This is a genomic window from Rouxiella badensis (assembly GCF_002093665.1).
Taxonomy (GTDB): Bacteria; Pseudomonadota; Gammaproteobacteria; order Enterobacterales; family Enterobacteriaceae; genus Rouxiella; species Rouxiella badensis.
This window is the reverse complement of the sequence record NZ_MRWE01000044.1, coordinates 1-12,499: the sequence shown is the minus strand read 5'-3', so window position 1 is coordinate 12,499 and position 12,499 is coordinate 1. Positions and strand designations below refer to the sequence as shown.

Genomic DNA, 12,499 nt, shown 5'->3' with positions numbered 1-12,499 from the left:
TCTTATGCAACGAGGGATAGTCTGGATCGTCGATGACGATAGCTCCATCCGCTGGGTACTTGAACGCGCGCTCACTGGAGCGGGTTTACACTGCACCACGTTCGACAGCGGCAATGAAGTATTGGATGCCATTGCGACTCAAACCCCTGACGTTTTGTTATCAGATATTCGCATGCCCGGCATGGACGGGTTGGCGCTGTTAAAACAAATCAAACAACGTCATCCGATGTTGCCGGTGATCATCATGACCGCGCACTCGGATCTGGACGCGGCAGTGAGCGCTTATCAGCAGGGGGCTTTCGACTATCTGCCGAAGCCTTTTGATATCGATGAGGCGGTTGCACTGGTTGAGCGTGCCATCAGCCACTATCAGGAACAGCAGCAGCCTGCACGCAGCCAACCGGCCAGCGGGCCGACGGCGGACATCATCGGTGAAGCACCGGCGATGCAGGACGTGTTTCGCATCATTGGTCGCCTCTCCCGGTCATCAATAAGCGTGCTGATTAACGGTGAGTCTGGTACGGGTAAAGAGCTGGTCGCTCACGCGCTGCATCGCCACAGTCCACGGGCCAAAGCCCCCTTTATCGCGCTTAATATGGCCGCTATCCCAAAGGACCTTATTGAGTCAGAACTCTTTGGCCATGAGAAAGGGGCCTTCACCGGCGCCAATCAGATTCGTCAGGGACGTTTTGAGCAGGCCGATAACGGCACGCTGTTCCTCGATGAAATCGGTGATATGCCGATGGACGTGCAAACCCGTCTGCTGCGCGTATTGGCCGACGGCCAGTTTTATCGCGTTGGCGGCTATGCGCCGGTTAAGGTCGACGTCCGAATCATTGCCGCGACGCACCAGAATCTCGAGATGCGCGTGCAAGAAGGTAAATTCCGTGAAGACCTTTTCCACCGTCTGAACGTCATCCGTGTGCATCTGCCGCCGCTGCGTGAGCGCCGTGAAGACATCCCGCGTTTGGCGCGCTACTTCCTGCAAGTGGCGGCGAAAGAGCTGGGTGTTGAAGCGAAAAACCTGCATCCTGAAACCGAAACGGCGCTGACGCGTCTGCCGTGGCAGGGCAACGTTCGCCAGCTTGAAAACACCTGTCGCTGGCTGACGGTGATGGCCGCAGGTCAGGAAGTCTTGATTCAGGACCTGCCTTCAGAGCTGTTCGAGAGCAGCGCACCGGAGACCGGTGGACAGAGTCTGCCCGACAGCTGGGCGACGCTGCTGGCACAGTGGGCGGACCGCGCGCTGCGTTCCGGTCATCAAAACTTGCTCTCCGAGGCACAGCCTGAAATGGAACGTACCTTGCTGACCACCGCATTGCGCCATACGCAGGGCCACAAGCAGGAAGCCGCACGTCTGCTGGGCTGGGGACGCAATACCCTCACCCGCAAGTTAAAAGAATTGGGCATGGAATAATGCCCGGCGAGACAGCTTTCAGCGCGTGATGAAAGTGTGATCTAGCCCATATATCAACAGCCTCGGCGCATTTGTCGGGGCTTTTTTATGCCTGAAACCTCCTATAGCTCGTTTGAATTATTTGTCATTGCTCACAAACTCGAAACACCATTTACCTTGCAAAAACCCACCCAACGCCCTCTCCCGATGCCAAAAATAGGCTGAAACCCTTGCTGCGAATTTTCCTAAAAGTCCCTATTATCAAGGTCAACAGGGCAATATGAACCTACTGGTACATTTTTAGTTTAAATTATCAACATAAGTTGAAGGGCCTATCATTCCCTTCAGGAATCTATTCATAAAACCAGAAGCCATTCTTAACCCCCTGTTACTGACATAATCCTTGAAAATAACCCAAAAGAAACAAGCAGCTAACAGACTGTTGCAACAATCTTATTTTTTATCTCTCCCCTACAGAGGAATGAAACATGCTGGTGACATTGAGTGTATTGATGCTCATTTTCTTTATCTTTTGCTTGATGACCAAGCGGCTTTCGGCCCTAACCGCGCTTATCATTATTCCGACCGTTTTCGCGCTGATCGGCGGTTTCTACGCCCACATCGGCAAATTCATGATGGATGGCATAAAAACCGTCGCGCCAAACGGGGTGATGATTATCTTTGCCATGCTCTATTTCATGGTGATGACCGAGGCCGGCATGTTCGACCCGCTGGTTAAGCGAGTCATTAAAGCGGTCAAAGGCGACCCGGTTAAAATCTTCCTCGGTACCGTGCTGCTGGCGTTTATCGTGGCGCTGGACGGCGACGGTGCCACTATCTACATCATCGTGCTCTCCGCCTTCCTGCCCATCTACCAGCGCCTCGGACTGTCTCTGCCGATGGTCTGCTGCCTGCTGTTGCAGGTCTCGGGGCTGGGCAATATGGTGCCTTGGGGCGGACCGACCGCGCGGGCCGCGACGTCAATGCACGTTGAAATCGGCGATATGTTCGTTCCGATGCTGCCGGGGCTGCTGGCGAGCGCGGTGTGGACCTTCGTCCTGGCCTATATCTTTGGTCGCCGCGAGCGGGCACGTCTGGGCAACCATCTTGACCTTAATTTCGAAAATACGATCGACGAGCAGCACCGCTGCCGTGGCACAAAAACTTTCTACTTTAATTGGGTTTTAACGTTTTTGTTGATAATTGGTTTATGTATCGAAGTGTTGCCGTTAAGCTATCTGTTCATGATTGCCGCCTGTCTGGCCCTGATTGTTAACTTTCCGGACATTCAGGCGCAGAAAGAGCAGTTGGAACAACATGCCCCTCCGATTCTGGCCGTTTCCAGCCTGATTTTTGCGGCCGGGGTGTTTACCGGCGTGTTTAGCGGTACCGGCATGGTGGACGCCGTAGGCACGGCATTGCTTGATGTCATTCCTCAGTCTCTGGGTCCATATATGGCGGTGGTGACGGCGCTGCTGAGCATTCCGATGACCTGGCTGGTGTCCAACGACGTGTTCTATTTCGGCGTGCTGCCGGTGTTGGCAGATACGGCGAAGCATCACGGCATCAGCGGTATCGAGATGGCGCGCGCCTCGTTGATGGGCCAGCCGGTGCATATTCTGAGTCCGCTGGTTGCCTCCACCTACCTGGTGGTCAGCATGCTGAAGTTGGATTATTCAGAGAATCAGTACTTCACATTTAAATGGTCCCTCGTAAGCAGCCTGATCCTGATTGTCGTTTCGCTTCTTACCGGGATTTTCCCTTTTTACGCTGCATAGAGTGTTTTATGACTTGGTTATTTGAACAATGGGATTTCATCGTCATCCTGCTACAGATCATTGTAATCGACCTGCTGTTGGGCGGTGATAATGCGGTGGTTATCGCCATGGCCTGCCGGAAATTGCCGCCTCATCAACGCAACAAGGCGATTTTCATCGGTACCGCCGGAGCCATTTTGGCGCGTGTAGTCCTGTTGATCATTGCGGTCAGCCTGCTCAATCTGCCTTATCTGAAGCTGGTTGGCGGACTGCTGTTGCTGTGGATTGGTATCAAGCTGGTTGCCAACGAAGACGAAGAGAGCGACGTTAAAAGTGCGACCAGCCTGTGGAAGACGGCGATGACCATCGTGGTCGCCGACGTGGTGATGTCGCTGGACAATGTTCTGGCGGTCGCGGCGGCCGGTAAGGGGAATATTCTTCTGGTCGCGCTCGGCGTGGTGATTAGCATCCCTATCATCATCGCAGGCAGCAAACTGGTACTGGCGATTATCAACCGTTTCCCGGTGGTTATCATGCTGGGTGGCGCGCTGATTGGCTGGATTGCCGGCAGCATGTTGGTCACCGACCCGGCTATCGCCCATCTGCAAATTGCCGCCATCGCTCATTTGCCAACCATCGCCGGAGTTGTTGGCGCGCTGCTGGTCCTGGCGCTTGGCCTAGGTAAAGGCAAGCTGGACGCCAAAAAGAGCCACTAACGGTTATCGCGCGTCCAAGACATAAAAAAACCCCAGTGGATGCATTCCGCTGGGGTTTTTTCATTGTGGTGTCAGGATTACTTGAGGCTGTCAGCCGTGGTCTGCGCGATAGCAATTTCGTTCGGGTTAGCCGAGCCGCTAACGCCTACGGAGCCGATCACGTTGTTGTTAAAGACAATCGGGTTGCCGCCCCCCAATGGAACCATGCCAGGAAGTGTTGCGATAGCAGGCTCTGAGCCGTTGGCACGGCCCATATATTTGTCGGTCGGTGTGTGGTAAAGCGCACCGGCACGTGCTTTAAGAATAGAGGAGTCGATGCAGCCTACCGGCGCATTGTCCATACGTTTGAATGCCAGCAGTTGACCGGCCTGATCCAGAATCGCAATACAGACGTTGGCGTGCAGGCTGTTGGCTTTATCTGTCGCCACGGTGAGCAGCTTTTCAGCGTCACTGTAGGAAAGAATAGTTTGAGTCAGCGTGGCGTTGGCAGTAAAAGCCGTCATGCTGCCCATAGAACATAATGCAGCAAGCAGTAATAATTTCTTCATTGTAGCCCCTGTAGGTAGGTGATATTTAATACGCGGTTAAATCATGGGTAAATAATATTGCTCATGAATAAGGGCCGTTCTAAAAAGGCGAACGACCAATAGTTAATTTATTTTTAGTTTTTTATTTCAGTGCGGTTAAAGCGGCTTTAGCGGCTTCGGTATCCACGTTGCCATCAGGCGTGCTTACACCAATAGCGCCGACTACCTGCCCATCCAGCTTAATTGGAATACCGCCAGAGAAAGGTAAAATACGTGGGTTGCCTAATATAAGCAAATTACCCTGAGAAACTTTTTGCTGATAAGACTCGGTTGGCTGACCGAAATAAGCCGAGGTCTTGGCTTTCTCAGGCGCCAGTACAATATTCGCAGGCGTTGCACCGTCCAAACGGTCAAAGGTAATTAATTGTCCAGCGGCATCAACAATAGCCACAGCGCCACCAATATGGTGGGTCTTAATGGTATCTTCCGCTTTTTTCAATAATACGTTCGCCTGGTCGCGCGTTAAAACGGGAACGCGGGTAATGCCATCGTCCGCTGCCTGAGCAGCAAAACCGGCCAGCAGCCCGGATACCAAGAGTGCACACATGACTTTCTTCATAGATTTCTCACTTTTTTAACACATTAAGCGGGCGCGAAAACCGCTAACCCGCCACTACAGATTTCTTTTAAATCGTTATGCTGCGCTTCTCTGCGCACCGCCGGTTTTCTTGTTGCCAAACTTCAGGCTAATCAGATGATCCAGGCTCCAGCGGCCAGGGCCGTTTAATACCAGCAAAATGAAACCTGCCGCGCAGGACGCATTCTTAAGCCATACAATCAGGTGTGGCATGGTGAACCCCTGATAAAACAGGAAACCGGCAATGATGGAGAACGCCGCCATGAACACAGAGGTAAAGCGGGTCAAAAAGCCGAAGGCGATGGCAATACTGCCCCCTACTTCGAGCAGAATAACCAACGGCAGGAAGAAACTTGGTACGCCATTCTGCGCCATCTCACTGACGTTCTGAGAATACTGGAATACCTTTTCAAGCCCTGAAGTGAAGAACAGCCCCACGGCAAGAATTCGCGCGATGACATACGCAAAATCAGACGCTTTACTCATAATATGTTTCCCTACGTTCATTAATAATGGCCATTACCCCTTCATATTTCTGGCCACAGTTTTATGCGCTGTGATTCAAAATACGGCAGGATAAAATGATATTACTTAAACTTAACCCGAATCGACTTATAACATTTGTAATACATTTTTATCACGCCGTGTTCACGAAAAGAAGTTCCAACAAGTTATGAATAGTTATCTCTTTGGTTATTTATCACGTAACGGAATTAGTTTAGAGGAAAATAATAACGAGGGATTATCTGTTTATTCCCTGGGACGATACCCAGAGAATAATAATAGTAAGCCTATTGTATCGAAGGAGATGTGGCGGTGTATAAAGAAGTATATTCTAATATTTCAGAGTTACTGTTTATTTACTGAGTGATTCGTTTACTACAGGCTACATTTAAATCAATAGACGCTCTCTTTGAAGGGCTATTGGTAATTCCAAATTTTCTCGGCTATCTGAACAAACTGTCGCGCTACCGGCGAAAGCTCACTCCAGGAATGGAACTGTAGGCCAAAGGTGCGCGGCATCACCAACAGCGGCATCGGGATTTCAACCAGCGGGATTGCGTGCTGTATCTCCTCCAGTGCGCGGCGCGAAATGAAACTCAGCAGGTTGGTTTCGACAATCACCGAATGCAGTGTGGCAATCGAGTTAGCCTCAATCTGGATACGCGGCGGTGGATATCCTCCTGCACGCAGACGCTGTTCTAGCCATTGACGGGTCGCGACCTTCTTCGACGGCAGCAGCCAGTTGTACTGGTCGAGCTGCTCCGAAGTAGGATGGACCCCCGCCAGTGGATGGTCTTTGCTGGCCACCAGCACGACAGGGTCGTCGAGCAGCGGGCGGGCGATAAACTCGTGACTTTTGTCCGGCAAAAAGCCGAGGATAATATCGAGCTGTTTTTCTCGCATCGTAGACTGTAGCAGGTCATTCATGCCGACTTTCACGTCAAGACGCACACTCGGAGCCTCAATCAACAGCCTTTTTGCCAACTGAGGCAGCATGAATTCGGCCGCCGTTGCCGCCGCGCCGAGGCGAATATAGCCCGCAGTGCCATCCGCCAGCGCGCCCATATCTCGCTGAGTGATTTCCATGTCTTGTACGATTTTTTGAGCCCGCTCACAAAGTAGCAACCCCGCTTCAGTCAAACGGATCCCTCTTCCGACCTTTAAAATCAATCGTGTGTTATAGATTTTTTCTAATCTTTGAATGCATTTTGTTAGCGCGGGTTGAGTAATACCAAGGGTTATAGCGGCTCTTCCCAGATGCCCGGTGTCCTGAATAGCCAGGAAATAGCGTAGGTATTTCAGTTCCATTCCATTCCTCGTAGGAATCAATAAATAAAATTCAGGCGTTATGATTTATCTTTTAACAGTGCCAATATGGGTAAAAATAGCACTGGAGTAGCGTATGACCTATAAGTTTTTAATGACCGCACCGGCACTGGGTGCAGCTGGCCGCAAAGTCTTGGCGGACGCGGGTTGCGAGGTAGATTACCTGCAAAATGCCAACGACGAAAAAGAAGTGGAACAGCTGATGGAAACCCGGGCTTACGATGCCGTTATTTCCCGCACCGTGAACCTGACGGCCAAGGCTATCGCCTCCTGCCCGTCACTAAAAATCATTTGCAAGCACGGCGTGGGCGTGACCAACATTGACGTGGCAGCCGCCACCGAACGCGCTATTCCGGTACTGACCACGCCTGCAACCAATGCGCAGTCCGTGGCCGAACTGACCGTCGGACTGATGCTGAGCGCAGCGCGCCAGCTGCCTTTCTTCCAGCAGGAAATTGCCGAGGGCCGCTGGACCCGTAGCAGCCAAGGGATTGAGCTGTCCGGCAAGACGTTGGGCCTGGTGGGCTATGGCGAAATCGGTCGTCGCGTAGCGCACATTGCCAAAGCCATCGGCATGCGTACGGCATTTTTTGACCCGGCCATTGCGCCGGGTACCGATACGTCCGATGCGATACAATATTCTTCTCTGCAAGAGCTGTTAAAAAACAGCAACGTACTAAGTCTGCACTGTCCGGTTAACAAGGCGACTCGCCTGATGCTTAACGCCGACACACTGGCACAGCTTCCCGACAGCGCAATCGTTATTAATACCTCACGAGGTGAGCTGATTGACGAACCGGCCCTGGTTCAGGCGCTAACAGAGGGCAAAATTGCGGCGGCAGGTCTTGATACCGTTGCCGTCGAGCCGTTACCGCTCGACCACCCTTTCCGTCAATTCAGCAATATTGTTATGACTCCGCACATTGGCGGAACAACCCCTGAGGCGCTGGATGCCGTATCTCGCTCGGCCGCGCAGCAGTGTTTAGATTTCTTACAACAGAATCGAATCAATATTCGTGCCTGTGTAAATCCTGAATCCCTGAAGAAAGGAGAGTAACGAATGACTTCTCGCAGCGAATGGCCAGCAGGCTACTTTATCGGTCAACGCGACAACGTGCCTGACTCTGCCACCATCGAGGCATTCCGCCGCCTGCCGGTTCCAAACATCGGCGACACCATGGGCCGCAGCACCGCTGCACTTGGCCTACAGCCTTACCACGCCGACAACAAAGTTGTGCTGTGTGGCCCGGCTCTGACGGTAAAAGTACGCCCCGGCGACAACCTGATGATTCACAAAGCCATTGAGATGGCACAGCCGGGCGACGTTATTGTCGTTGACGGTTCAGGTGACCTGACTCAGGCGCTGATTGGCGGTCTGATGCGCACTTCTGCACTGACCAAGAAAATCGCAGGCTTCGTGATTGATGGCGCGATCCGCGATCTGAACGAATGGGCAGAAGGCGGCATTGCCGTGTTCGCTCGCGGTAATACGCTGCGCGGCCCAAGCAAAGACGGTCCGGGTAAAGTGAATGTGCCAATCTCCTGCGCCGGTCTACTGGTTAACCCAGGCGATCTTATTGTGGGCGATGCGGATGGCGTTATCGCCATCCCTTATGAAGAGCTGCAGGACCTGCTGCCAAAAGTACAAAAACACGCCGAGCGTGAAGAGCAAATCAGGGCGCACAACGCCTCAGGCACCACAGATCCTGAGCGTTTCAATAGCTTACTGCGCTCAAAAGGTTGCCCGGTCTAAGCAACCTTCTAGATTTTGAACGACCTTAGGGGTGGCAACACCCCGTTTTGCCGCACACCTTACGCAATGTGGCATTGTAAGAACGCGGCCTGGGCAACGGATGCTATTCCCCTGTCTACAAGCGAACTCCGTATCAACCTCTAAGCATTATTTTGAACAGGAGCTGGCATGAAACTCGTGGTAAAAACACTCACTCTGACTATTGGTCTGTTATTGGCAACGGGACTGCAGGCAAAAGATCAACTGCCTCCGACACTTCCCACTCAGCAAGATGCCCGTTTGCAACAAATGGCAACTTCTGCACACGTTTGGAACGGCGTGACGGTAACAAAAGAGGGTCGTATTTTCGCCTCCTTTACCCAGTCTGAAGGCCCGGGTCTGGAACTCGGTGAAGTCGGTGAGAACGGAAAAATCACCCCTTACCCTGACGCGGACTGGAACCAGTGGAAACCTTCCGATCCTGAGCATCACTTCCTCCACGTAAACGCCCTCCGCGTTGGGCCAGACGGTTACCTGTGGGCGGTAGACTCGGGTAATACTGGCATCGGTACCGGTGCAAAATCGGTAGACGGTGGCGCTAAACTGGTGAAGATTGATCTCTCCACCAATAAGGTGGTCAAAACCTATCTTATCAAGCCACCGGTGCTTAAACCTGCCAGCTATATCGATGACGTGCGCTTCAACGGCCACTTCGCCTATATGACGGATCCTGGTGCCGTAGGCTTAGTCGTGCTGGACCTGAATACCGGCAAGGCACACCGCGTACTGGACAACGAGCCGCTGTCGATTGACCACACGCCAATCTATGCCGACGGCAAAAAACTCATCCTGCCAAACGGCAAGGAAAAACGCGTGGGTCTGGACCAGCTGGAAGTGTCTCCTGACGGTAAATGGCTGTACTACCAGGCAATTCCAGGTCCATTAGCCCGTATCGAAACCCGCTATCTGGACGATGCTTCCCTGCCAGCCAGCGAAGTGAACAAGCACGCCAAGAAATTCCTTGATACCTGGAGCACTGGCGGAACCGCCATTGACAGCGAGGGCAATATCTACGCGTCTGACATCAACACCCGTTCCATCAAACGCATTACCCCAGAGGGTAAAGTTTCGACGGTGGTCTCCGACCCGCGTCTGGTCTGGATTGATGCCATGTGGGTAAGCGACGGCGCGCTGTGGATGCCATCGGGTCAAATCAACCGCACGCCTGCCACCACCGGCGGCAAACCTTCAACGGTTGAATATCCGGTTAAAATCTACAAACTGCCTCTGCCGATCAAACCTTCACCGATCGATCATCAGTAAGCGTTATTTCGCAGCAGGATGCAGACACTGAAAAACAGCCGCTAAGCGGCTGTTTTTTATGTGAAATATCAGATAAGAATCAGATTACCCGCGAGAACTGCCGCTGGCGAACCTGCTGACGGAGATAGCTGTCGAAGCACATACAGATGTTGCGCACCAGCAGTCGTCCTTTCGGCGTGACTACAATGCCGTTCTCCCCGATGTCTACCAGACCGTCCTGTGCGAGAGGCGCGAGCAGCGCCAAATCTTCGGCGAAATAGTCTCTGAAACTCACGCCGTGTGATTGCTCAATCTCCGCGAAATCCAGCGCGAAATGGCAAATGAGTGATTTAATGACATCGCGGCGCAGGCAATCTTCATCTGTCATCCTCAGACCACGCCACAGCGCATGGCCGTTAGCCTCAACCTGCGCATAGTAAGTTTTCAGGTCTTTTTCATTCTGCGCATAGGTATCCCCGATCGTGCTAATCGCCGAGACGCCAAGCCCCAGCAGGTCGCTTTCACCCTGCGTGGTATATCCCTGAAAATTACGGTGCAGTTCGCCATTGCGCTGAGCAATCGCCAGCTCGTCCTGCGGGCGGGCAAAGTGGTCCATGCCGATAAACTGGTAACCTGATTCGGTCAGCGACGCGATGCTCTGCTGCAATATGCGTAGCCTGTCTTCGGCACTGGGTAAATCGGCCTCTTTGATTTTCCGCTGAGCGGCGAAAAGCGTGGGCATATGCGCATAGTTAAACACGCTTAGCCTGTCGGGATTCAGCTCAGCCACACGACGGAGCGTCAGGGCAAAACTCTCGGGAGTCTGCTTCGGCAGGCCGTAAATCAGGTCGATGTTGGTAGAACTGAAGCCCAGCGCCTTGGCTCGTTCAACAAGCGCAAAGATAAACTCCTCGTCCTGAACCCGATTCACCTTCTGCTGGACCTCTTTATTGAAATCCTGCACGCCCATGCTGAGGCGGTTGAATCCCTCAAGGCGTAAATGATCCAGTACATCCAATTCGATTTCACGCGGATCAAGCTCCAGTGACATTTCGATATTGGGCATAAAATTGAAGTGTTTACGCAGCAGGGCGACGAGTCGGCTTATCTGCGATTTATTAAGATAGGTTGGGGTGCCGCCTCCCCAATGCAGCTGGCTGACCTGTCGGTCTGCAAACAACGAGGCACGATGCACTATCTCTTTTTCCAGCACGCTCAGATATTCTTCAGCTTTATGCTGCTGGCGTGTCACCAGCTTGTTGCAGCCGCAGAAATAACAAAGCCGGTGGCAAAAAGGGATATGCACATAAAGGGAAAGGTGCCGCTCGGGGAAGCGCGTTGTCGCCTGCTCAAAGGCGTCATTGCTGTACTCGGGGCTGAATTCTAACGCTGTGGGGTAAGACGTGTATCGCGGTCCAGAGTAGTTATACTTCTGAATCATCGCCATATCCCATTCGATAGCCTGTGCAGACATACTGACTCCTTAATAGAAAGTGAGGAGCCCGTGCGTCACCACGGACTTTTATCGCCCGTCGAGTTTACGACGCCTTACCGGTCGTCGCGCCACAGGCGGCTTGTTGAACATTTTTGAAGAACCAATACGGCGCAGGCGGGACTTCTGTCTCGACAGGCGTTGTAGTCTACATAACAGGCAGGTAACAAAACATACAAAGAATAGGGTTATTGCTATTACAATGACATTCATCAACCAGACCTGCCGTTAAGGTAAAAATAATGGGTAAAGTTCAGGGTCAGAATGAGACGTTAAACAGCTTGGTCTCCGTCAACAGACAGTAAAGCTGACAGTCTGAATCGACGTCCAGCTTGCTCATGGCCCGCAGCTTGTGCGCACTCACCGTCTTAATACTCAAATTCATTCTGTTAGCAATGCTGGTCAGATTCAGCCCTTTACACAGTAACCGCAGGACCTCCATTTCCTTTAAAGAGACGTCTTTTCCGCTGCGATCTCCGCCCTGAAAGAGAGACTTCATCATACCCTTTTCGACATAAACTTCATTATTCAATACCGAGACGATAACCCGCTCCAGCGTCTTCTCGCAGATATCCATGCTGATATAACCGGTCGCCCCCATCTCGAGGATGGTACGCATCAGGCTCGGGTGCTTATAGGGCGAGATAACAATAATCTTGAGATCGGGGTATTTTTTGGTTAACCATTTTATTAACGCATAACCGTCTAGCGATGAAATAGGATTGCTATTTTCTTTGGTGCTAAGCGAATACCCCAGAATAAGTAGGTCTACGCTATTGCTGGATAAAATATTGACCAGCTCATTAGGCGTGGAAGTATCAGCAATAATATTATAGCCACCGGTCGGGTCTTCACCCAGCTGCTCGCCATAATGCATATTATTTATAAGGGAAATGACGCCTTTGCGCACAAGCCTCAGCTCATCGGCTATTACAATATTTATACACATAATTACCTTCAGTAGAATTCTATTGTTAACAGCTCATATGCTATGAAACCAGAAACACAATAAAAATTAACCAGAGACTTTAATTAACTTAAATTCACCCGCCGAACAAAGGCGGTGATTTTAAAATAAAGCAAACGTCTATTGGCTATAAAATTAAATAG

Annotated in this window: 12 protein-coding genes; 6 read left to right on the top strand and 6 right to left on the bottom strand. The window is 51.7% G+C overall.

Annotation, left to right across the window (positions count from 1 at the left end; all coding sequences use genetic code 11):
• The first annotated feature begins 4 nt into the window (after positions 1 to 4).
• The 3 genes from glnG (at position 5) to BS640_RS19810 (ending at position 3,869) form a co-directional block, all read left to right on the top strand.
• Positions 5 to 1,417, top strand: coding sequence for a nitrogen regulation protein NR(I) (gene glnG / locus BS640_RS19820; RefSeq protein WP_017493413.1), 1,413 nt, complete (start codon positions 5 to 7; stop codon positions 1,415 to 1,417).
• 467 nt (positions 1,418 to 1,884) lie between these two features.
• Positions 1,885 to 3,174, top strand: a complete 1,290-nt coding sequence (locus BS640_RS19815) for a CitMHS family transporter (protein WP_017493414.1) — start codon at positions 1,885 to 1,887, stop codon at positions 3,172 to 3,174.
• Between the two features lie 8 nt (positions 3,175 to 3,182).
• Positions 3,183 to 3,869: a TerC family protein gene (locus BS640_RS19810; RefSeq protein WP_017493415.1), complete on the top strand. Its 687-nt coding sequence runs from the start codon at positions 3,183 to 3,185 to the stop codon at positions 3,867 to 3,869.
• 77 nt (positions 3,870 to 3,946) lie between these two features.
• Here BS640_RS19810 and BS640_RS19805 read toward each other — a convergent pair whose 3' ends face one another.
• The 4 genes from BS640_RS19805 to BS640_RS19790 form a co-directional block, all read right to left on the bottom strand.
• A complete protein-coding gene (locus tag BS640_RS19805) occupies positions 3,947 to 4,417 on the bottom strand; it encodes a GlcG/HbpS family heme-binding protein (RefSeq protein ID WP_017493416.1) in 471 nt (156 codons plus the stop codon).
• 121 nt (positions 4,418 to 4,538) lie between these two features.
• On the bottom strand, positions 4,539 to 5,015 hold the full coding sequence (locus BS640_RS19800; protein ID WP_017493417.1) for a GlcG/HbpS family heme-binding protein: 477 nt from the start codon (positions 5,013 to 5,015) through the stop codon (positions 4,539 to 4,541).
• Between the two features lie 75 nt (positions 5,016 to 5,090).
• Positions 5,091 to 5,519 carry a DoxX family protein gene (locus BS640_RS19795; protein ID WP_017493418.1) on the bottom strand — a complete coding sequence of 143 codons (429 nt, stop codon included), beginning with the start codon at positions 5,517 to 5,519 and terminating at the stop codon, positions 5,091 to 5,093.
• 435 nt (positions 5,520 to 5,954) lie between these two features.
• Positions 5,955 to 6,845, bottom strand: a complete 891-nt coding sequence (locus BS640_RS19790) for a LysR family transcriptional regulator (protein ID WP_026110741.1) — start codon at positions 6,843 to 6,845, stop codon at positions 5,955 to 5,957.
• 94 nt (positions 6,846 to 6,939) lie between these two features.
• Between BS640_RS19790 and BS640_RS19785 the strand changes: the two genes are divergently transcribed.
• The 3 genes from BS640_RS19785 to BS640_RS19775 all read left to right on the top strand — a co-directional run bounded on the left by BS640_RS19785 (position 6,940) and on the right by BS640_RS19775 (position 9,918).
• Entirely contained in the window at positions 6,940 to 7,920 is a 981-nt protein-coding gene (locus BS640_RS19785) for a hydroxyacid dehydrogenase (protein ID WP_017493420.1), read from the top strand.
• 3 nt (positions 7,921 to 7,923) lie between these two features.
• On the top strand, positions 7,924 to 8,616 hold the full coding sequence (locus BS640_RS19780; protein WP_017493421.1) for an RraA family protein: 693 nt from the start codon (positions 7,924 to 7,926) through the stop codon (positions 8,614 to 8,616).
• 168 nt (positions 8,617 to 8,784) lie between these two features.
• Entirely contained in the window at positions 8,785 to 9,918 is a 1,134-nt protein-coding gene (locus tag BS640_RS19775) for an L-dopachrome tautomerase-related protein (RefSeq protein WP_017493422.1), read from the top strand.
• 79 nt (positions 9,919 to 9,997) lie between these two features.
• On the opposite strand, the gene hemN is transcribed toward BS640_RS19775, so the two are convergent.
• Both hemN and BS640_RS19765 read right to left on the bottom strand, forming a co-directional pair.
• Complete coding sequence (hemN, locus tag BS640_RS19770; RefSeq protein WP_017493423.1) at positions 9,998 to 11,371, bottom strand: oxygen-independent coproporphyrinogen III oxidase; 1,374 nt, start codon at positions 11,369 to 11,371, stop codon at positions 9,998 to 10,000.
• Between the two features lie 277 nt (positions 11,372 to 11,648).
• The gene (locus BS640_RS19765; protein ID WP_084913207.1) at positions 11,649 to 12,338 is read right to left on the bottom strand and encodes a LuxR C-terminal-related transcriptional regulator; all 690 of its coding nucleotides are present in this window, start codon (positions 12,336 to 12,338) and stop codon (positions 11,649 to 11,651) included.
• Between the last annotated feature and the right edge of the window lie 161 nt (positions 12,339 to 12,499).

Coding starts and splice junctions, on each gene's coding strand:
- glnG (WP_017493413.1), top strand. CDS start 5: ATGCAACGAGGGATAGTCTGGATCGTCGATGACGATAGCTCCATCCGC.
- BS640_RS19815 (WP_017493414.1), top strand. CDS start 1,885: ATGCTGGTGACATTGAGTGTATTGATGCTCATTTTCTTTATCTTTTGC.
- BS640_RS19810 (WP_017493415.1), top strand. CDS start 3,183: ATGACTTGGTTATTTGAACAATGGGATTTCATCGTCATCCTGCTACAG.
- BS640_RS19805 (WP_017493416.1), bottom strand. CDS start 4,417: ATGAAGAAATTATTACTGCTTGCTGCATTATGTTCTATGGGCAGCATG.
- BS640_RS19800 (WP_017493417.1), bottom strand. CDS start 5,015: ATGAAGAAAGTCATGTGTGCACTCTTGGTATCCGGGCTGCTGGCCGGT.
- BS640_RS19795 (WP_017493418.1), bottom strand. CDS start 5,519: ATGAGTAAAGCGTCTGATTTTGCGTATGTCATCGCGCGAATTCTTGCC.
- BS640_RS19790 (WP_026110741.1), bottom strand. CDS start 6,845: ATGGAACTGAAATACCTACGCTATTTCCTGGCTATTCAGGACACCGGG.
- BS640_RS19785 (WP_017493420.1), top strand. CDS start 6,940: ATGACCTATAAGTTTTTAATGACCGCACCGGCACTGGGTGCAGCTGGC.
- BS640_RS19780 (WP_017493421.1), top strand. CDS start 7,924: ATGACTTCTCGCAGCGAATGGCCAGCAGGCTACTTTATCGGTCAACGC.
- BS640_RS19775 (WP_017493422.1), top strand. CDS start 8,785: ATGAAACTCGTGGTAAAAACACTCACTCTGACTATTGGTCTGTTATTG.
- hemN (WP_017493423.1), bottom strand. CDS start 11,371: ATGTCTGCACAGGCTATCGAATGGGATATGGCGATGATTCAGAAGTAT.
- BS640_RS19765 (WP_084913207.1), bottom strand. CDS start 12,338: ATGTGTATAAATATTGTAATAGCCGATGAGCTGAGGCTTGTGCGCAAA.